The 17,518-nt window shown below is 74.3% G+C and carries 17 protein-coding genes; 11 read left to right on the top strand and 6 right to left on the bottom strand.

Annotated features, from left to right (window positions below; genetic code table 11):
- Positions 1-328: 328 nt before the first annotated feature.
- The 5 genes from ACF08D_RS16805 to ACF08D_RS16825 all read left to right on the top strand — a co-directional run bounded on the left by ACF08D_RS16805 (position 329) and on the right by ACF08D_RS16825 (position 7,380).
- A complete protein-coding gene (locus tag ACF08D_RS16805) occupies positions 329-517 on the top strand; it encodes a hypothetical protein (protein ID WP_392223370.1) in 189 nt (62 codons plus the stop codon).
- Positions 518-742: 225 nt separating this feature from the next.
- Positions 743-1,027: a GlsB/YeaQ/YmgE family stress response membrane protein gene (locus ACF08D_RS16810; RefSeq protein WP_392223371.1), complete on the top strand. Its 285-nt coding sequence runs from the start codon at positions 743-745 to the stop codon at positions 1,025-1,027.
- Positions 1,028-1,154: 127 nt separating this feature from the next.
- A complete protein-coding gene (locus tag ACF08D_RS16815) occupies positions 1,155-2,912 on the top strand; it encodes a PP2C family protein-serine/threonine phosphatase (RefSeq protein WP_392223372.1) in 1,758 nt (585 codons plus the stop codon).
- 14 nt (positions 2,913-2,926) lie between these two features.
- Complete coding sequence (locus ACF08D_RS16820; protein ID WP_392223373.1) at positions 2,927-4,987, top strand: N-acetylmuramoyl-L-alanine amidase; 2,061 nt, start codon at positions 2,927-2,929, stop codon at positions 4,985-4,987.
- Between the two features lie 158 nt (positions 4,988-5,145).
- Positions 5,146-7,380: a germacradienol/geosmin synthase gene (locus ACF08D_RS16825; protein ID WP_392223374.1), complete on the top strand. Its 2,235-nt coding sequence runs from the start codon at positions 5,146-5,148 to the stop codon at positions 7,378-7,380.
- A 12-nt stretch (positions 7,381-7,392) separates the two neighbouring features.
- Here ACF08D_RS16825 and ACF08D_RS16830 read toward each other — a convergent pair whose 3' ends face one another.
- From ACF08D_RS16830 to ACF08D_RS16840, 3 genes are all read right to left on the bottom strand, one after another.
- Positions 7,393-7,785: an RNA-binding S4 domain-containing protein gene (locus tag ACF08D_RS16830; protein WP_392223375.1), complete on the bottom strand. Its 393-nt coding sequence runs from the start codon at positions 7,783-7,785 to the stop codon at positions 7,393-7,395.
- A 95-nt stretch (positions 7,786-7,880) separates the two neighbouring features.
- Positions 7,881-8,381: a hypothetical protein gene (locus ACF08D_RS16835; protein ID WP_392223376.1), complete on the bottom strand. Its 501-nt coding sequence runs from the start codon at positions 8,379-8,381 to the stop codon at positions 7,881-7,883.
- Between the two features lie 130 nt (positions 8,382-8,511).
- On the bottom strand, positions 8,512-8,913 hold the full coding sequence (locus tag ACF08D_RS16840) for an ACT domain-containing protein (RefSeq protein WP_392223377.1): 402 nt from the start codon (positions 8,911-8,913) through the stop codon (positions 8,512-8,514).
- A 147-nt stretch (positions 8,914-9,060) separates the two neighbouring features.
- Here ACF08D_RS16840 and ACF08D_RS16845 point away from each other — a divergent pair, with 147 nt between their 5' ends.
- Positions 9,061-9,423, top strand: coding sequence for a PadR family transcriptional regulator (locus tag ACF08D_RS16845; RefSeq protein ID WP_392223378.1), 363 nt, complete (start codon positions 9,061-9,063; stop codon positions 9,421-9,423).
- A gap of 46 nt (positions 9,424-9,469) precedes the next feature.
- Positions 9,470-10,060, top strand: a complete 591-nt coding sequence (locus tag ACF08D_RS16850; RefSeq protein ID WP_392223379.1) for a hypothetical protein — start codon at positions 9,470-9,472, stop codon at positions 10,058-10,060.
- A 3-nt stretch (positions 10,061-10,063) separates the two neighbouring features.
- On the opposite strand, the gene ACF08D_RS16855 is transcribed toward ACF08D_RS16850, so the two are convergent.
- Positions 10,064-10,306, bottom strand: a complete 243-nt coding sequence (locus ACF08D_RS16855) for a DUF397 domain-containing protein (RefSeq protein WP_392223380.1) — start codon at positions 10,304-10,306, stop codon at positions 10,064-10,066.
- A gap of 176 nt (positions 10,307-10,482) precedes the next feature.
- On the opposite strand from ACF08D_RS16855, the gene ACF08D_RS16860 reads away from it, so the two are divergent.
- The 3 genes from ACF08D_RS16860 (at position 10,483) to ACF08D_RS16870 (ending at position 14,030) form a co-directional block, all read left to right on the top strand.
- Positions 10,483-10,992, top strand: a complete 510-nt coding sequence (locus ACF08D_RS16860; RefSeq protein WP_392223381.1) for a GNAT family N-acetyltransferase — start codon at positions 10,483-10,485, stop codon at positions 10,990-10,992.
- Between the two features lie 113 nt (positions 10,993-11,105).
- On the top strand, positions 11,106-12,398 hold the full coding sequence (gene paaK / locus ACF08D_RS16865) for a phenylacetate--CoA ligase PaaK (RefSeq protein ID WP_392223382.1): 1,293 nt from the start codon (positions 11,106-11,108) through the stop codon (positions 12,396-12,398).
- Between the two features lie 42 nt (positions 12,399-12,440).
- Positions 12,441-14,030 (top strand): serine/threonine-protein kinase, encoded by a 1,590-nt coding sequence (locus ACF08D_RS16870; RefSeq protein WP_392223383.1) that lies wholly within the window; start codon positions 12,441-12,443, stop codon positions 14,028-14,030.
- Positions 14,031-14,052: 22 nt separating this feature from the next.
- On the opposite strand, the gene ACF08D_RS16875 is transcribed toward ACF08D_RS16870, so the two are convergent.
- A complete protein-coding gene (locus ACF08D_RS16875) occupies positions 14,053-14,727 on the bottom strand; it encodes a restriction endonuclease (RefSeq protein WP_392223384.1) in 675 nt (224 codons plus the stop codon).
- A gap of 164 nt (positions 14,728-14,891) precedes the next feature.
- Between ACF08D_RS16875 and ACF08D_RS16880 the strand changes: the two genes are divergently transcribed.
- Complete coding sequence (locus ACF08D_RS16880) at positions 14,892-15,986, top strand: glutamate--cysteine ligase (protein ID WP_392223385.1); 1,095 nt, start codon at positions 14,892-14,894, stop codon at positions 15,984-15,986.
- A 112-nt stretch (positions 15,987-16,098) separates the two neighbouring features.
- Here ACF08D_RS16880 and ACF08D_RS16885 read toward each other — a convergent pair whose 3' ends face one another.
- A complete protein-coding gene (locus ACF08D_RS16885) occupies positions 16,099-17,244 on the bottom strand; it encodes a calcium:proton antiporter (protein ID WP_392223386.1) in 1,146 nt (381 codons plus the stop codon).
- Positions 17,245-17,518 lie beyond the last annotated feature (274 nt).

Consider the following 17,518-nt stretch of genomic DNA (forward strand, 5'->3'; position numbering starts at 1 on the left):
GGGGGGTGTCCCCGCGCGGGCGGCGCCCGCGGGGGGGGGGGGGGGGGGGGGGGGCGCCCCGGGGGGCCCCCGGGGGGGGGGGGCCCGGGGGGCGGGGGGCCCCCCCCCGGCCCCCCGCCCCCACCGCCGTGTCCGGGTACGACGGGCGGTCGCCGGGCCGGGGTGGGGCCGGTGCGGACCCGTGCGACGGGTGACCGCGTCCGGTCGGTCCTTGTCGATTTCGGCCACCCTCTACCCCCATGGCTGATTCGGGTGCATGCTGTGCGGGCGGCGCTCCCAGCGACGGGAGCCCCGTGGCCCACGCATGCGCCGAGCGACTGGAGGCCTGATGCCGAACGAGCACCACGTCCGGACCCTGTCCCTCTCCGACGGACCGGCCCGCCGCGCCAAGCCGGCGGCGGACCCGGCGGCGGCGCTGTCGCTGGCGGACGAGGAGCTGCTGGAGCGGTATCCGGCCGTCCGGGGGGTCGCGGAGCGGTGGCTCGTGCTCCGGGAGGAGTCGGCGCCCTCCCGCTGACCCCGTCGCCCCCTGGCCCTGGGCGGGGGTACGCCCGCCGCCCTCCCGGTCCCTTTCGGGACTTCCGGCCCGTATGTTCCGGGACTTTCCGCCCGCCCGTGCCGGGTCCTTCGCCATCCGACCGGAGCAGTCGGCTCCGGTGGCGTTTACCGGCCGGTCGTCCGGCAACCAGCTGTCATGTCCCGCCGCGTGGCGGGGCGTGCGGAAGGCTACGGGAGGCCGAGAATGGGAATCATCGCGTGGATCATCATCGGGCTGCTCGCCGGTGCGATCGCCAAGGCGCTGATGCCGGGGCGTGACCCGGGCGGCATCCTGGTGACGATGGGCATCGGCATCGTCGGCGGTCTGCTGGGCGGCTGGCTGGGCAAGGTCATCTTCGGTGTGGACTCGATCGACGGGTTCTTCGACCTGTCGACGTGGATAGCGGCGATCGTCGGTTCGGTGATCGTCCTGGCCCTCTACCGGCTGATCACCGGCCGCGGGCACCGGGGTCACCGGGCGCACGCCTGACGCGGCACCGTCGAGGGCGTACCTCGAAGGACGTACGAGGAAGGAAGGCCGCCACCATGGACGTTCCCGGCGGAAGAAGCACTCCGGCCCTCCGCGCGGCCGGTGGCGCCGGGAACGTGGCGGCATCATGACCCGGTCGCCCACCTCCGACGTGGCGTCGCTGAAGGCGTACATCGAACGCGAGATCGCGACGCTGCGGGCGGAGGTGCGGCGCCGGGCGGAGACGGCCGGGGTGGCGGACCCCTCCCCCGGCCGGGCGACCGGCGAGGCCGGGGCGCCGTCCCCCGAGGCCGGCCGGAGCATCCGGTCGGCCCAGTGCCCGTGCGGCCAGGGCTACGGCGCCCCGCACGCGTGCGTGGACCCCGGTGAGGGGCACGACCCGCGGACGTGCCTGTGCGCGACGCTGCCCGCCATTCCGGTGTCGGCGGCGCTGCTGGAGCCCGAGCGGAACGACACGGGCGCCGTCACGGACTTCCGCATCACCGCGGGCAATCACATCCGCTCCGCCGAATGGCTGGTCTCGCCCGACCAGCAGGCGGGGCAGCTCTTCTTCGCGGAGGCCCGCCCCGGAGCGGCGGCCGGCGGGCTGCTGGACGCGCTCAGGGACGTCGTCGAGACGGGCCTGCCGCTGAACGGCCTGGTCGTGGACTACACCGAGGAGCGGTACGGCCGGCTCCGCCGGGTGCAGCTGGTGCACTACGCCGCGTCCTGCGGCGACCGGGTGCTGACGACCTGGCGCCCGGTGCGCAGCCAGGCGGAGCTGCTGACCATCGACGCCCAGCACCTGGCGTCCATCGGGTGGGGGCGCTGGGACCTGCTGTCCGGCGCGGTGACCTGGTCCGAGGGGTTGCAGCGGATCTTCCGTACCGACCCGGCGCTGCCCTGGTCGCTGCTGGAGCTGTGCGACGTCCTGGTGGACTCCGACGTGGGGCCGTTCGGCGAGTTCCTCGCGTCGGTGCTGGCCGGTGAGGAGCCGGCGTGGACCCGGATCCGGTTCCTGGTGCTGGGCGAGGTCCGCACGGTCGATCTGCTGGGCCGCCCGGTGGCCGGAACCGACGGCAGACCGTGGGCGCTGCAGATCGTGGCGCGCGACCTCACTCCCCAGATGCGCAGCCGCCGGCGGCTGGTCGAGAAACAGGCCGAGACGGAGCTGCTGCGGCAGCAGGCCGCCGCCGAACGGCATGTGGCCGGGGCGCTGCGCGAGGCGCTGCTGCCGACGTACTCGGAGGGTCTGGCGGACCTGGGACTGACCGCCGCCGCGGCCTATCTGCCCGCCGAACCGGACGCGGCGGTGGGCGGCGACTGGTACAAGTGCCGTCCGCTGCCGGACGGCCGGGCGCTGATCGCCGTCGGGGACGCCAGCGGGCACGGCCTGGAGGCGGTCGCCCGGATGGCCCAGCAGCGCCACGCGATGGCGGGTCTGGCGCAGACCGGCGCGTGCGCCGGAGAGGTCGCCACCTGGCTGAACGAGCTGGTGTGCGGTGACCCTTCGTCGGCGACCGCCACGATGGCCGTGGGGCACGTGGGCCCCGAGCGGGTCTTCCGCTGGACCTGCGCCGGGCACCCGGCGCCGCTGCTGCTGCGCGAGGGGCGGGCGTACGCGCTGCCGACCGAGCACCGGGGCCCGCTGCTGGGCGCACTGCCGGGGCACCACTACGAGACCGCGGAATTCCCCCTGGAGCGGGGCGACGTGCTGCTGTTCTACACCGACGGGGTGGTGGAGCGGCGCGGGCAGGACATCACCGAGGGGATCCACGCGCTGACCGGGCTGCTGGCGGCGAGCAGCGGGCTGCCGCCGCGCCGGATCGTCGACCGGATCACCGAGGAGTACGAGCGGGGCGTCCACGACGACGACGCCTGCCTGCTGGCGGTCCGGGTCGACTGACGCGCGTCCCGGGCATGGTGCGGCGGGCCGGCCTCCGCTACACCGGTACGGTGCGATCCGCCGATTCCGCGCCCGTCCAGGAGGCCGCCGTGTCCGCTCCGGTCCGTCGATTCCCGTGTCCCTTACGCCGATTCCGGCCACCTGCCCGGGTGGTGGGCGCGGCGGTGGCGACGGCCGCGCTGCTGCTGCCGCTGGTGTCGGCGGCGCCCTCCGCGACGGCGGGGCGCCCGCCCGCCGAGGGGGCGGCGCAGCGGGACTACGCGGCTGCCGCGGCCGAGTACGGGGTGCCGGTGAGCGTGCTGCTGGCGGTGGCGTACCTCCAGTCCCGCTGGGACGGGCACGGTGGCGCGCCGAGCGTCACCGGCGGCTACGGGCCCCTGCACCTCACGGACGCGCGGGCGGCACTGGCCTCCGCGCCGCACCACGGGCACGGCACGGAGGACCCGCGCGGTGACGGCTCCCGGCCCGCCAAGCGGGTGATGGAGGCCCGGCTGCCGGAGCCGTCGGCGCTGCCGCCCCGGCTGCGGACCCTGGAGCGGGCGGCGGAGCTGTCCGGGCTCTCCCCCGAACGGCTGCGCACCAGCGCGTCCGCCAACATCCGGGGCGGCGCGGCGCTGCTGGCCGCGGCGCAGCGGGAGCTGGGCGGTCCGGCGAGCACCGACCCGGGCGACTGGTACGGCGCGGTGGCGCGCTACTCGGGCGCGGACGACACGGCGACCGCCACGACGTACGCCAATGACGTGTACGAGGTCATCCGTTCGGGTGAGCGCCGGACGACGGACGGCGGGCAGGAGATCGTACTGCCCGCCCATCCCGGTGTCGTTCCACGGACGTCGCAGGCGGCCGGGCTGGGGCTGCGGACGGCTTCCCGGGGCGCGAGCGAGTGCCCGGTGACGGTGGCGTGCGAGTGGATCCCGGCGCCGTACGAGGATCTGGGCGGCGGTGACTACGGGAACCACGACAAGGCCGACCGGCCCGCCTCCTCGCCGGTGGAGTACATCGTCGTCCATGACACGGAGGCGACCTGGGACGTGACCCTGGGCCTGGTGCAGGACCCGGAGTACGTGTCGTGGCACTACTCGCTGCGGTCCTCGGACGGGCACATCGCCCAGCACGTGCCGCTGAAGGACGTCGGCTGGCACGCGGGCAACTGGTACGTGAACGCGAAGTCGGTGGGCCTGGAGCACGAGGGCTTCCTGGTCGCTCCGGACGCCTGGTACACGGAGGCGATGTACCGCACGTCGGCGCGGCTGGTGCGGTACCTGGCGCGGCGGTACGGGATCCCGCTGGACCGGCAGCACGTCCTGGGGCACGACAACGTCCCGGGCCCGACCCCGGCGGCGGTGCCGGGGATGCACACCGACCCGGGCCCGTACTGGGACTGGGCGCACTACTTCGAGCTGCTGGGGCGGCCGTTCGTGCCGTCCGCGGGGCCCCGGGCCGGTGTGGTGACGATCCGCCCGCGCTACGAGGCGCACCGGCCGCTCTACACGGGCTGCGCCCGGCCCGGTGAGGCGTGCCCGCCGCACGGCAGCGGCGCGGTGCGGCTGCGCACGGAGCCGAGCGACACCGCGCCGCTGGTGCGGGACGCCGGGTTGCGGCCGGGCGGCGGGCCGTCGACCACGGACGTCAACGACACCGGGGCGCGGGCCTCGACGGGGCAGCGCTACGCGGTGGCCGACCGGCGGGGCGAGTGGACGGCGATCTGGTACCTGGGGCAGAAGGCGTGGTTCCACGACCCCGTGAGGCGGCCGGCCGCCGTGGGCGGGCGGGGGCCGGTGGTGACGCCCAGGGCGGGGGCGGCGAGCGTCCCGGTCTTCGGGCGGGCCTATCCGGAGGCGTCCGCGTACCCCGCCGGTGTGCCCGTCCAGGCGGTGGTGCCGCTGCCGTACGCCCTGGGCGCGGGCCAGCGGTACGTGGTGGGCGGCCGGGTGCCGGGCGAGTACTTCTACGCCCCCTCCTTCGACACGTCGGGGCACCGGGTGGTGCGGGGCGAGGAGGAGTACTACGAGATCCAGTTCGGGCACCGGGTGGCGTATGTGAAGGTCTCGGACGTGACCCTGTCCCGGGGGTGAGGGGCTGACGGACTCAAGGGCTCAAGGGCGCAGCCGCCGTCAACGGCTCAGCGGTGACCGGGTGTTGATATGACTATTACGGTCCGTGGCGTGCGCGGGAGCGGCGGCGGGTAGGGCACGACGACGCATGTCCACCGCCCGTGAAAGGCACCGCACGCATGGCACAGCCCTTCGTCCTGCCGGACTTCTACCTGCCGTACCCGGCGCGTCTCAACCCCCATGTGGAGGCGGCGCGTTCCCACACCAGGACGTGGGCGCGCCGGATGGGCATGCTGGAGGGGTCGGGGGTGTGGGAGTCGGACGACCTCGAGTCCCACGACTACGCCCTGCTGTGCGCGTACACCCACCCGGACTGCGGCGCGGACGCGCTGTCCCTGGTCACCGACTGGTACGTCTGGGTCTTCTTCTTCGACGACCACTTCCTGGAGGTGTTCAAGCGCACCCAGGACCTGGCGGGCGGCAAGGCGTATCTGGACCGGCTGCCCGCCTTCATGCCGCTGGACCCCGAGCGGGAGACGCCGGAGCCGGAGAACCCGGTGGAGGCGGGCCTCGCCGACCTGTGGAGCCGGACGGTGCCGGGCATGTCGTCCGCGTGGCGGTCCCGGTTCGCCGAGGCGACCGAGCACCTGCTGAACGAGTCCCTGTGGGAGCTGGCGAACATCAACGAGGGCCGGGTCGCCAACCCGGTCGAGTACATCGAAATGCGCCGCAAGGTGGGCGGCGCGCCCTGGTCGGCGGGTCTGGTGGAGTACGCGGCGGGCGCCGAGGTGCCCGAGTCGGTGGCGCACGCGCGGCCGTTGCGCGTCCTGCGGGACGCCTTCTCCGACGCGGTGCACCTGCGCAACGACCTCTTCTCGTACCAGCGCGAGGTGGAGGACGAGGGCGAGAACAGCAACGGTGTCCTGGTGCTGGAGCGTTTCCTGGAGTGCGGCACCCAGGAGGCCGCGGAGTACGTTAACGACCTGCTGACGTCACGGCTCCAGCAGTTCGAGAACACCGCGCTGACCGAGGTGCCCGGACTGTGCGTGGAGAAGGGGCTGAGCGCGGAGGAGTGCGCGGCGGTCGCCGCGTACACCAAGGGGCTCCAGGACTGGCAGTCCGGCGGCCACGAGTGGCACATGCGCTCCAGCCGGTACATGAACGAGGAGGCCCGGAGCGGCCCTTCGCTGTTCGGCGGGGTGCTCGGCACCTCCGCCCTGGACATCACCACGCTGTTCGGCCGCCCGGCGGCGGCGCGGACGCGTGCCCTGACCCATGTCCCGCACCAGAAGGCGGGGCCCTCGCTGCTGCCCGACTTCGACCTTCCGTACCGCCTGGCGCTCAGCCCGCACCTGGACGGCGCGCGGGCCGCGTCGCTGGAGTGGGCGGGCCGGATGGGCCTGCTGGACGACATCTGGGACGAGGAGCTGATGGCGGGCTTCGACCTCGCCCTGTGCGCGGCCGGGCTGGACCCGGACGCCACGGCGGAGGAGCTGGAGCTGAGCGCCGAGTGGCTCACCTGGGGGACGTACGGCGACGACTACTACCCGCTCGTCTTCGGGCGGCCGAGGGACCTCGACGGGGCGAAGGTGTGCACCGAGCGGCTCAAGGCGTGCATGCCCGTGGCGGACCCGGTGGCGGGGGCCGCCGGTGCGGTGAGCCCGATGGAGCGGTCGCTGGCGGACCTGTGGGCGCGCACCGCGGGGCCGATGGACGCGGGGTCGCGGACGTCGCTGCGTGAGGCGCTGGACGGGATGCTGGACAGCTGGCTGTGGGAGCTGCACAACCAGGCGCAGCACCGGGTGCCCGATCCGGTGGACTACCTGGAGATGCGCCGGCTGACCTTCGGGTCGGAGCTGACGATGAGCCTCGCACGGCTGCGGCACCGGCGGGACCTGCCGCAGGAGCTGCTGCGCAGCGGCACGGTGCGGGCCATGGAGAACGCGGTGATGGACTACGGCGCCCTGACCAACGACCTGTTCTCCTACCAGAAGGAGATCGAGGTCGAGGGCGAGGTGCACAACGCGGTGCTGGTGGTGCAGACGTTCCTCGGCTGCGACTACCCGAGCGGGGTGCGGATCGTGGACGATCTGATGCGGGGGCGGCTGCGCCAGTTCGAGCACGCGAAGGCGTACGAACTTCCGCTGCTGGCCGATCAGTTGGGCCTCGACGGGGACGGCAGGGCGGCGCTGGACGCGTACCTGCGGGAGCTGGAGGACTGGCTGGCCGGGATCCTGCACTGGCACCGCAATGTGCGGCGCTACCGCGACGAGGACGTCCGGTCGGGCGCGGGGACGGTCCGGCTGCGGTCGGCTCCGGGGGCCGCGCCGGGTGGTGGTGGGCTCGGGCTGCCGGCCGGGCCGACGGGTCTGGGGACCTCGGCGACGCGGCCGGCGGAGTCGTTCACCCGGTAGGGCGCCCCGGCGTCAGGAGGGCGGGCGGACGCCGCGGAGCTGGTCCAGTTCGCGGCGCTCCCGCTTGGTGGGGCGCCCGGCTCCCCGGTCCCGTACGCCGGCGAGGGCGACGTGCTCGCGCGGCGGCGGGGGCGGGCTGTTGTCGGTGTACGCCTCGGCGGCGGCGGGAGCGCCGACCCGCTTGGCGAGCACCTGCTTGACCTCGACGATCCGCTCGCGGCCGGCGTGGAAGAGCCGGACCTCGTCGCCGGACTTCACGGGCTGGGCGGGCTTGGCACGCTCGCCGTTGACGCGGACGTGCCCGGCCCGGCAGGCGGTGGCCGCCTGGGAGCGCGTCTTGGTGAGCCGTACCGCCCAGATCCAGCTGTCGACCCGCGCGGTGGGGTTCCCCTCGTGTGCTGCCATGCCTCCGAGCCTAATCGGCTCCCCCGGCGGTGACCGCATGCTTTTCGCGGCGGGTGACCGCATGCTTTGCGCGGCGGCGGCCGGCCGGGCGGGGGTCAGCCCTGCTGGAACAGCTCCGCGGGCAGCGGCTTGAGCAGCGCGTACAGGTCGTCGGTGATCGGCCGGTCCCAGCTGGCGATGGTCACCAGGACGTTGTCGCTGCGGTCGAACTGGACGCAGGAGATACGGCTCTCGGAGAGCTTGAGGCGGCGGACGATCAGCAGGTTGTCCCCCTGCATCACGGGGACGTCCTCGGTCTCGACGACCTCGACCGGCTCGTCGTTCTCCAGGGCGGCGAGGAGCTGCGCCACCTCGAACGGGATCTGTCCTTCGGCCAGGTCGCGCGCCGGGGAGCCCTCGGGAAGGTTGCCGATGATCATGGCGGGGCCGCGTCCGCCGAACAGGTCGTAGCGGAGGAAGACGCCCTGGCAGCTGCCGTCGGGCGCGGGGAGGAGACCGGCGCCGAGATTGCCGGGCCAGTCCCCCGGGTCCATGGCCAGGACGTCGAAGTCCGGGCCCGCGGGTGTGGCGGCGCTGCGGCGGCGGAGGAAGGACATGCCGCCATGGTACGTGGCCGGGGCCCCCGTCCGGCGCGCGGGCCCGGGCCGCGGGGCCGCCCGCGCGGGCCGCTCCGGGGGCGGGGGCGGCGGGCGCGTTTCACCGCATCGGGCGACGGCGCGCGGGCGGTCAGGCGGAGCGTTCCGCGAGGCGGCGCAGCGCGGTGAGGGCGTCGCCGGCCCGCGCGGAATCGACGAACAGGTGGTCGTGGTGGAACCCGGCCACCACGTTGCAGCTCAGCCCGGCGTCGGCCAGCTCCCGGGAGACGGCGGCGGTGAGCCCGACGGCGTCGAGCGCCGAGTGGACGCGCAGGGTGATCCACCCGGCCACGTAGTCGTACGGGAGGGAGGCGGCGTCGGCCTCCTCCTGGGGAACGACGAGGGTCAGCCCCTCCGACTCGGCGACCGTGACCACGGGGTGCAGTCCGGGCGGGACGGCGGGGCCGTCCACGGTGACGAAGACGTAGTGCCCGGGGTTGAGCTCGGGCCGCATCCCGGCGACCAGTCGGGCGAGATCGCGCTCTGCACTCATGCTTCCAGCCTAGGCGGTCTCCGCCGGCACGCGTCTCCGTGCCGGCACGCCCCCGTCCACCCGCATGCCGGTGGTCGTGCACTCGTCCTGCTCTCTGTCACCGCAAGTGTCTTGCGCGGCAAGGTTGTGCCGACTATCGTGTACCGCATGACAAAGGAGCCGTCGCCCCCGGGGGACCAGCGGCGCAGTCAGCTCCTGCGCGGCGTGCTCGACCTGTGCCTGCTCTCACTGATCGCCGAACGCCCGCGGTACGGGTACGAGTTCGTGGAGGCACTGGAGGCCGGCGGGCTGGAGCTGGTCAGCGAGGGCAGCATCTATCCCCTGCTCGCACGGATGGAGCGGGGCGGGCTCATCGAGTCGTATCGCGCCGCGTCCTCCAGCGGCGGCGCGCCGCGCAAGTACTACCGGCTGTCCGAGGCCGGCCAGGCCGAACTGACCCGCGGCCGGGCCGTCTGGCGGGACTTCACCGGCCAGGTCGGCCAGGTCCTGGCCGACCGGGATCGCCCATAGGACAGCCACACGCAGGACAGAAGCACACAGCACAGGAGACGAGGACATGACGGGGGAAAGCACCATGACCAGTGAGCGGGTCCTGGCGGTCTGCCGGGCCAACTGGGAGTACCGCGGTGTCGACGACGCGTCCGTGCGGGAGATGCTCGCCGAGCTCGCCGCACACCTGGAGGACGCGGCGGCAGCGGGGCGCGGGCCGAGGGACGTCGTCGGCGAGGACGTGAAGGCGTTCGCGGCGTCCTGGGCGCGGGCGCGGCAGCCCTTCCGCCGGAGAGCGGCGCGACTCGCGGCCGTGCTGCCTTCCGTGGTGGGGCTGCTGATGCTGTTCTCCCACCTGCTGGGGCGGACGGTCGAGCTGCCCGTGACCGCGGGCCGCCTCGCGCTGATCGCGGCGATCGCGGCGGTGACGGTGACCGTGGAGCTGCGCAGCGGCCGTCTGGGGCTGTGGAAGAACTGGCTGGTGGGCGCCGTCGTCGGCCTGCCGGCCGCGCTGCTCGCCGACAAGCTGGCCGGCGACGGGCCCCTCTTCACCCTGCCCCTGTGGGCCACGATCCTGCTGATACTGCCCGGAAGCGTCCTCGCCGTGGCCGACGCCCGGGCGCGCTCCCGCGCGGACCAGGACGCGGACGTGAGGTGACCCTCAGGTGAGGTCGAACTCGCCGTGGCGGGCGTTGCGCACAAAGGCGCGCCACTCGGCCGGGGTGAAGATCAGGGACGGGCTCTCCGGGCGTCCGCCGTTGCGCATCGCGATGAACCCCTCGACGAAGGCGATCTGCACGTCGCCCGCTCCCTGACTGCCCGACTGCCAGTCGGCGTTGCTGAGGTCGAGGTCCGGCTTCTCCCAGCCTCCGAGCTGCTGCTGGGTGGTGATGGTCTCCGCCACGTGCCTGCTCCTCCCGGTTCGTCGTCCGGCGCTCAGCCTAGTCACCGGGGCCGGTCCCGGACAGGGTGCGACCGGGGCGGGCGGGAACGGGCGGGGGCCTGCTCCCGGCCCCGGGTTTCGCCGGCCGCCCGGCACCGGGTTTCGCCGCTCGCCCGGCGAGGAGTAATACTCGCTGCATGACTGCGCGTATGACAGGCCGGGCGCGGGGCGGCCCGGCCGGCTCCTCCGGGGTGCGGATCCGGCGGGCGACCGCCCGGGACGCGAAGCGGCTCACGGCGCTGGTGCGGAACTCCGGGGCGTACGAGGGTCCCTACGCCCCGATGGTCGCGGGCTACCGGGTGGGGCCCGACTACATCGAGGCCCATGAGGTGCATCTGGCCGCCGGGGAGGACGGGCGGGTCCTCGGGTTCTACGCGCTGGTCCTGGCGCCGCCGGAGCTGGACCTCCTGTTCGTCGCGGACGCGGCGCAGGGTCTGGGCGTGGGGCGCGGGCTGATCGCGCACATGACGGAGCGGGCGAGGGCGGCGGGGGTGAGCGCCGTCCGTGTCGTCTCCCACCCGCCCGCCGAGGGCTTCTACCGCAGTGTCGGCGCCCGCCGGACCGGCACCGTGGCGGCCCGGCCGCCGGCCGTCATGTGGGACCGCCCCGACATGGTCATCGCGGTCGCGCCGCCCGCCGGAAAGTAGCCGCACACCCCTTGTCACCGGGCCCTCCCACTTGACTTACTGATCCGGAACGGAACGACCGAATGATCGGTCGCCCGCTTTGGGTGGCGTACGCGAGGACGGGAGAGCGGCGGATGGCGGACATGCTCGACACCGGGGAACGGCTGGACCGCGCGGAGCTGGCGGCGCTCCAGCTGGAGCGGTTGCGGGCGACCCTGCACCACGCGTACACGCACGTGGACTTCTACCGGCAGGCGTTCGACAAGGCCGGGCTGCGCCCGGAGGACTGCCGGTCCCTGGCCGATCTGGCCCGGTTCCCGTTCACCACCAAGGCCGATCTGCGCGACCACTACCCGTTCGGGATGTTCGCGGTGGACCGGTCGGAGGTGCGGCGGATCCACGCGTCGAGCGGGACGACCGGCCGGCCCACCGTGGTGGGGTACACCGACCGCGACCTGGACACCTGGGCGGACGTGATGGCCCGCTCGATCCGCGCCGCCGGGGGACGGCCGGGTGACACGGTCCATGTGGCGTACGGCTACGGGCTGTTCACCGGCGGGCTGGGGGCGCACTACGGCGCCGAGCGCCTCGGGTGCACGGTCGTCCCGGCCTCCGGCGGTATGACCGGGCGCCAGGTGCAACTGATCCAGGACTTCCGCCCCGAGATCATCATGGTGACGCCGTCGTACATGCTGACGCTGCTGGACGAGTTCGAGCGGCAGGGGATCGATCCGCGCACCACGTCCCTGCGGGTCGGGATCTTCGGCGCCGAGCCGTGGACGGAGGAGATGCGGCGGGAGATCGAGGAGCGGTTCGCCCTCGAAGCCGTCGACATCTACGGCCTGTCGGAGGTGATGGGGCCCGGGGTGGCGCAGGAGTGCGCCGGTACCAAGGACGGGCTGCACATCTGGGAGGACCACTTCTACCCGGAGGTGGTGGACCCGGTCACCGGGGAGGTGCTGCCGGACGGCGAGCCGGGCGAGCTGGTGTTCACCTCGCTGACCAAGGAGGCGATGCCGGTGATCCGCTACCGCACCAGGGACCTCACCCGGCTGCTGCCGGGCACGGCACGGCCGGCGTTCCGCCGGATGGAGAAGATCACGGGCCGGAGCGACGACATGGTCATCCTGCGGGGCGTGAACCTCTTCCCCACTCAGATCGAGGAGATCGTGCTGCGCACCCCGGGGCTGGCCCCCCACTTCCAGCTGCGCCTCGACCGCCGGGGCCGCCTGGACGCGCTCACCGTCCGGGTGGAGGCCCGGCCGGACGCCACCGGCGACATACGCGCGGGGGCGGCGCGGGCGCTCGCCGCGGCGGTCAAGGACGGGGTCGGGGTCTCCATCGAGGTCGAGGTGGTCGACCCGGAGACCCTGGAGCGGTCCGTCGGGAAGATCAGGCGCGTCGTGGACCTCCGCCCGGCGCCGTGAACCCCGCGGTGGGGGCGGCTGCGGGCGGTGCATCATATGCGCATGAACAGCAGCGGGGGACGCGAGCAGGAACCGACGAGCTATGAGCTGCGACCGCCGCTTCCGGCCGCGCGGGAGCCGCAGGGCGGGGCGACCGGGCAGCGCGCGGAGGCCGGGGCGGGGCGGCTGGTGGGCGGGAGGTACCGCTTGCTGGAACGGCTCGGTTCGGGCGGGATGGGCACCGTGTGGCGGGCGCGCGACGAGGTGGTGGACCGCGACGTGGCGGTCAAGGAGCCCCGGGTGCCGGAGCACTTCACCGCCGCCGAGCGGGACACCGCGTACCAGCGGATGCAGCGCGAGGCCCGCGCCGCCGCGCGGATCGACCACCCCTCGGTGGTGGCCATCCACGACGTGGTGACCGAGGGCGACCGCCCCTGGATCGTGATGGAGCTGCTGCGCGGACGGTCCCTGGCCGAGGCCCTGGACGAGGGCACCCTCACCCCCCGCGAGGCGGCGCGGATCGGGGCGGCGGTGCTGGGCGCCCTGGGCGCGGCGCACGAGGCCGGGGTGCTGCACCGGGACGTGAAGCCGGCCAATGTGATGCTGGGCCGTCACGACCGGGTCGTCCTGACGGACTTCGGCATCGCGCAGCTGGAGGGGGAGCAGCGGCTCACGGAGACCGGCGCCTTCGTCGGTTCGCCCGAGTATGTGGCGCCGGAGCGGGTGCTGGGGCGCCGGCCGGGTCCCGAGTCGGACCTGTGGTCGCTCGGGGTGATGCTGTACCAGGCCGTCGAGGGCGTGTCGCCGTTCCGCCGGCAGACCACGCCGTCGACGCTCCAGGCGGTGCTGCTGGCGGAGCTGCCGCCGTTCCAGCACGCCGCCGGGCTGGCGCCGGTCCTCACCGGGCTGCTGCGGAAGGAACCGGAGGCCCGGCTCACCGCCCAGGCGGCTTCGCCGATGCTGCGGGCCGCCGCGGACCCGCCCGCCCCTCCGGCGCCCGCCACTCCCCCGCCGCCCGGCCGGGCCCCTTCGCCGGACGGGTGGCCCGCGCCCCTCGGGCGGCGGCTCCTGCGGCCGCTGCCGCTGGCCGGCGCCGCCGTGGTGGTGCTCGCGGTGCTGGCCGCGCTGGTGCTGCCGTTCGGGGGCGACGACGCGCCGGACGGCTGGAAGCGGTACGAGGAGTACCGCATGCGGGTCGCCGTGGCGGCCCCGGCGGACTGGACGATCACCACGGCGGACGACGTGGACAGCTCGGACGGCGCCTACCGGGCCACCCGCTACACCTCGCCGAAGGGCGACCTGTCGCTGCTGGTGGACAAGAAGGAGAAGGCCACCGAGACGGCGATGGCGACGGCGCAGCGCTGGAAGTCGGAGTACGAGACGGACACGCCGCCCGAGGGCGGTGCGACCGCCGTGGCGTCCGTGGAGCCGACCACGCAGCAGGGCCGTGACGGCGCGGTCATCACCGTGACGTACAGCAAGGAGGAGGAGGGCGGCGCGCCGCGCCGGGTGTCCCGCACGCTGGTGGTGGTCAACTCCCGGCAGGAGCGCCTCACCCTCGGCGTGGACGTGCCGGCCGGGAAGCCGTCCGGGGCCCTGCTCGACGACCTGTTCGGCAAGGCCCGCGCGGAGTACCGGATCGGCGACCTCTGACGAGACGGCCGGGGCGGGCGGTTCAGCAGGCCTCCTGGAGGGGGAGCCGGTGCCAGGGCGCCGGACCGGTGCCGTCCGTCCAGGCGTCGAGTGCGGCGAGGTCGACGCACAGGATGCCGCACTGGGCGGCGTACTCGGCGGCGGGTTCGGTGAACGCGCTGGTGGTGACGACGACGGCGACCTGCGCCTCGTGCACGGCGAAGCAGGTGCCGCCGAACCGCTGCATGTCCTGGGAGCCGACCTTGTTGTCCTCGGCGTACGCCTTGCACTGGACGACCACGCGGCGGCCGTCGGGCGCGGTCGCCACCACGTCCGCGCCGAGGTCCCCGGCGCCCCCGACGACCTCGACGTCCACACAGCCGTCCCGGGCGCACAGGTCCGCCACCGCCTGCTCGAAGGCGTCCGCGTCCAGGGCCGTGTAGTCCACGTACACGCGCGGCTCCTCCGGCAGGACCACCGGGGCGGCGGCGCGGCGGCGCGCCGCGCGGATCAGGGCGAGCGCCACGGCGAAGGTGCCGGCGACGGCCAGCGCGGCGGCGGGCACGTCGGCGGAGTCGCCCACGGCGGCGCGTGCCATCGCTCCCGTGCCGCAGAGGACGATCGCGAGGAGGCCGAAGCCCAGGACGGTGTCGCGCAGGCTGAAGCCCCCGCGGCGGGTGGGGCGGTCGCTGCGTGGCCTGCGGACGGATATCGCCATCTGCGGGGTCCCTTCTCGGCGCGCGTACGCTGACGATCTTGCTCTGGCCATATGCCCCGTCCGGACGGGCTCGCACATCGGTTCGGGGACGGGTGGCGGCGGGCTTGTGCGTGGCCGCCCGGATCGCGGGCAGACGACGGGCACTGAGCGAGAGAGGCAGGCCGATGGTGCGCAGTGTGGGTGTCGAGGAAGAACTGCTGCTGGTGGACAGCGCGACCGGGGAGCCGAGGGCCCTGTCGGCGGCGGTGCTGGCCGCGGCGTCCCGGGACCCGCGGAGCGACGACGAGGTGTTCGAGAGCGAGCTGCAGCGGCAGCAGCTGGAGTTCGCTACCCGTCCGCAGACCGTGATGGGCGACCTGGGCGAGGAGATCCGGCGGTGGCGGGGCGAAGCCGCGCGGCACGCCGAGGGGCTGAACGCCTCCGTGGCCGCGCTGGCGACCTCTCCCCTGCCGGTGGCCCCCACCATCGGGACCGGTGAGCGCCACCAGTGGCTCAAGGAGCACTTCGGGCTCACCGCGCAGGAGCAGCTGACGTGCGGCTGCCATGTGCATGTGTCGGTGGAGTCGGACGAGGAGGGCGTGGCGGTCCTGGACCGGATCCGGCCCTGGCTGCCGGTGCTGCTCGCGATGAGCACGAACTCGCCGTTCTGGCAGGGCGAGGAGAGCGGGTACAGCAGCTACCGCAACCGCGTGTGGGGGCGCTGGCCGTCGGCGGGGCCGGTGGAGATCTTCGGTTCCGCCGACCGCTACCACGAGCAGGTCGCGGAGATGGTGGCGAGCGGGGTGCTGCGGGACGAGGGGATGGTCTACTTCGACGCGCGGCTCTCCGCCTCGTATCCGACGGTGGAGATCCGGGCGGCGGACGTGTGCCTGGACCCGTCCACCACGGTGCTGCTGGCGACGCTGGTGCGGGGGCTGGTGGAGACGGCCGCGCGGCAGTGGCGGGACGGCGAGCCGCCGGCGCGGCAGAGCGTGGCGCTGCTGCGGCTGGCGACCTGGCGGGCGGCCCGGTCCGGGCTGGAGGACGAGCTGATCCATCCGGTGACGATGCGACCGGCTCCGGCGGAGGCGGTGGTGCGGGCGCTGTTCGAGCATGTGCGGGACGCGCTGGAGGAGAGCGGTGACGTGGTGCCGGCGCAGGACGCCCTGTCGGCGCTGCTGAAGACCGGGAACGGCGCGCGGATCCAGCGGGACCTGCTGTCGCGCACCGGCAGCCTGCGCGAGGTGGTCGCGGAGTGCGTACGGCTCACCCGGGGCTGAGGCCCGCCCCCTGAGCCCCCTGACGGCTTACGACGGCCCCGCGGCCCGGCCCCCGGACATCGGGGGCCGGGCCGCAGGGCTGTCCGGGGCTGTCCGGGGCTGCCGGAAGCCGTCAGGGGCTGAACGAGGTGAACACGAACGCGGCGAACAGCACCACGTGCACCCCGCCCTGGAGCAGGGTGGCCCGTCCGGGCACCACGGTCAGGGCGCTCACCGCGGCGGTGAGCGCCAGCAGCGCCAGGTGGAGCGGCCCCAGGCCGAGGATCAGGGGTCCGGACAGCCAGATCGAGGCGAGGGCGATCGCCGGGATGGTCAGGCCGATGCTGGCGATGGCCGAGCCGTACGCCAGGTTGAGGCTGGTCTGCACCCGGTCGCGGCGGGCGGCCCGGACGGCGGCCAGGGTCTCGGGCAGCAGCACCATCAGGGCGATCACCACGCCCACCACGGCCTTGGGCAGGCCGGCGGACTCCACCCCGCTCTCGATGGTCGGGGAGACCAGCTTGGCGTTGCCGACGACGGCGACCAGCGCCACCACGAGCAGGGCGAGGCTCCACCAGGTCTCGCGCGCGGTGGGCGGCGGGGCGTGTCCGTCCCCGCCCGCGTCGTCCGCGCCGGAGGTCACCGGCAGGAAGTATTCGCGGTGCCGGACGGTCTGGACGGCGACGAAGATCCCGTACAGGCAGAGGGAGGCGACGGCGGCGAAGACCAGCTGCGCCCCGGTGAACTCGGGCCCGGGGTTGCTGGTGGTGAAGCTGGGCAGGACGAGGGTCATCGAGGCGAGGGTGATGACGGTGGCGAGCGCGCCGCCGGAGCCCTCGGCGTTGAAGACCGCGACCCGGCGGCGGACCGCGGCCACCAGCAGGGACAGGCCCACGATGCCGTTGCAGGTGATCATGACGGCGGCGAACACCGTGTCGCGGGCGTAGCTGGACGCGCTGGCACCGCCGCCCGCCATCAGCATGACGATGAGCCCGACCTCGATGACCGTCACGGCGACGGCGAGCACCAGCGAACCGAACGGCTCGCCCACCCGGTGGGCGACCACCTCGGCGTGGTGCACCGCCGAGAGCACGGAGCCGATCAGGCACGCCCCGACCACGGCGACGGCCCATCCGGGCAGGTCGCGGCCCCATCCGGCGGCCAGGACGAGCACGGCGACCACCGGCACCCAGGTGGTCCACTGGCGGGCGAGCCGCGGCCCGCCGCCCGTCCTGCCCTGGTCGTCGGTTCCGGTGCCGGTGCCCGTGGGGGTACTCATGCCGCCACGCTGCCAGAGGGCCCGCGCCCACGCGCGGCAGAAACGCCGGGACGGGCGCGGGGTGGCGGCGCGGGGGCACGGCAGGGTCGTGACGCCCGCTCCTGATGCCGCGTCAGGTTCTTTTCTGGTGGCCGGTTCTTGACGCGACCGGGGGTCGGTAAGAAAGTTTCATCTGATGCGGGCGGGGACGAAGAATTCTTTCAGCGGGCGGCCGTGCGGAGGGAGATGTCGTGGGGGTGTCCGAGGAGCCGGGCTCACGCCGGGCGGGCGGGTC

It is taken from the genome of Streptomyces sp. NPDC015131 (assembly GCF_043079975.1).
In the GTDB taxonomy this organism is placed as follows: Bacteria; Actinomycetota; Actinomycetes; order Streptomycetales; family Streptomycetaceae; genus Streptomyces.

Coding starts and splice junctions, on each gene's coding strand:
- ACF08D_RS16805 (WP_392223370.1), top strand. CDS start 329: ATGCCGAACGAGCACCACGTCCGGACCCTGTCCCTCTCCGACGGACCG.
- ACF08D_RS16810 (WP_392223371.1), top strand. CDS start 743: ATGGGAATCATCGCGTGGATCATCATCGGGCTGCTCGCCGGTGCGATC.
- ACF08D_RS16815 (WP_392223372.1), top strand. CDS start 1,155: ATGACCCGGTCGCCCACCTCCGACGTGGCGTCGCTGAAGGCGTACATC.
- ACF08D_RS16820 (WP_392223373.1), top strand. CDS start 2,927: ATGGTGCGGCGGGCCGGCCTCCGCTACACCGGTACGGTGCGATCCGCC.
- ACF08D_RS16825 (WP_392223374.1), top strand. CDS start 5,146: ATGGCACAGCCCTTCGTCCTGCCGGACTTCTACCTGCCGTACCCGGCG.
- ACF08D_RS16830 (WP_392223375.1), bottom strand. CDS start 7,785: ATGGCAGCACACGAGGGGAACCCCACCGCGCGGGTCGACAGCTGGATC.
- ACF08D_RS16835 (WP_392223376.1), bottom strand. CDS start 8,381: ATGTCCTTCCTCCGCCGCCGCAGCGCCGCCACACCCGCGGGCCCGGAC.
- ACF08D_RS16840 (WP_392223377.1), bottom strand. CDS start 8,913: ATGAGTGCAGAGCGCGATCTCGCCCGACTGGTCGCCGGGATGCGGCCC.
- ACF08D_RS16845 (WP_392223378.1), top strand. CDS start 9,061: ATGACAAAGGAGCCGTCGCCCCCGGGGGACCAGCGGCGCAGTCAGCTC.
- ACF08D_RS16850 (WP_392223379.1), top strand. CDS start 9,470: ATGACGGGGGAAAGCACCATGACCAGTGAGCGGGTCCTGGCGGTCTGC.
- ACF08D_RS16860 (WP_392223381.1), top strand. CDS start 10,483: ATGACTGCGCGTATGACAGGCCGGGCGCGGGGCGGCCCGGCCGGCTCC.
- paaK (WP_392223382.1), top strand. CDS start 11,106: ATGGCGGACATGCTCGACACCGGGGAACGGCTGGACCGCGCGGAGCTG.
- ACF08D_RS16870 (WP_392223383.1), top strand. CDS start 12,441: ATGAACAGCAGCGGGGGACGCGAGCAGGAACCGACGAGCTATGAGCTG.
- ACF08D_RS16875 (WP_392223384.1), bottom strand. CDS start 14,727: ATGGCGATATCCGTCCGCAGGCCACGCAGCGACCGCCCCACCCGCCGC.
- ACF08D_RS16880 (WP_392223385.1), top strand. CDS start 14,892: ATGGTGCGCAGTGTGGGTGTCGAGGAAGAACTGCTGCTGGTGGACAGC.
- ACF08D_RS16885 (WP_392223386.1), bottom strand. CDS start 17,244: ATGAGTACCCCCACGGGCACCGGCACCGGAACCGACGACCAGGGCAGG.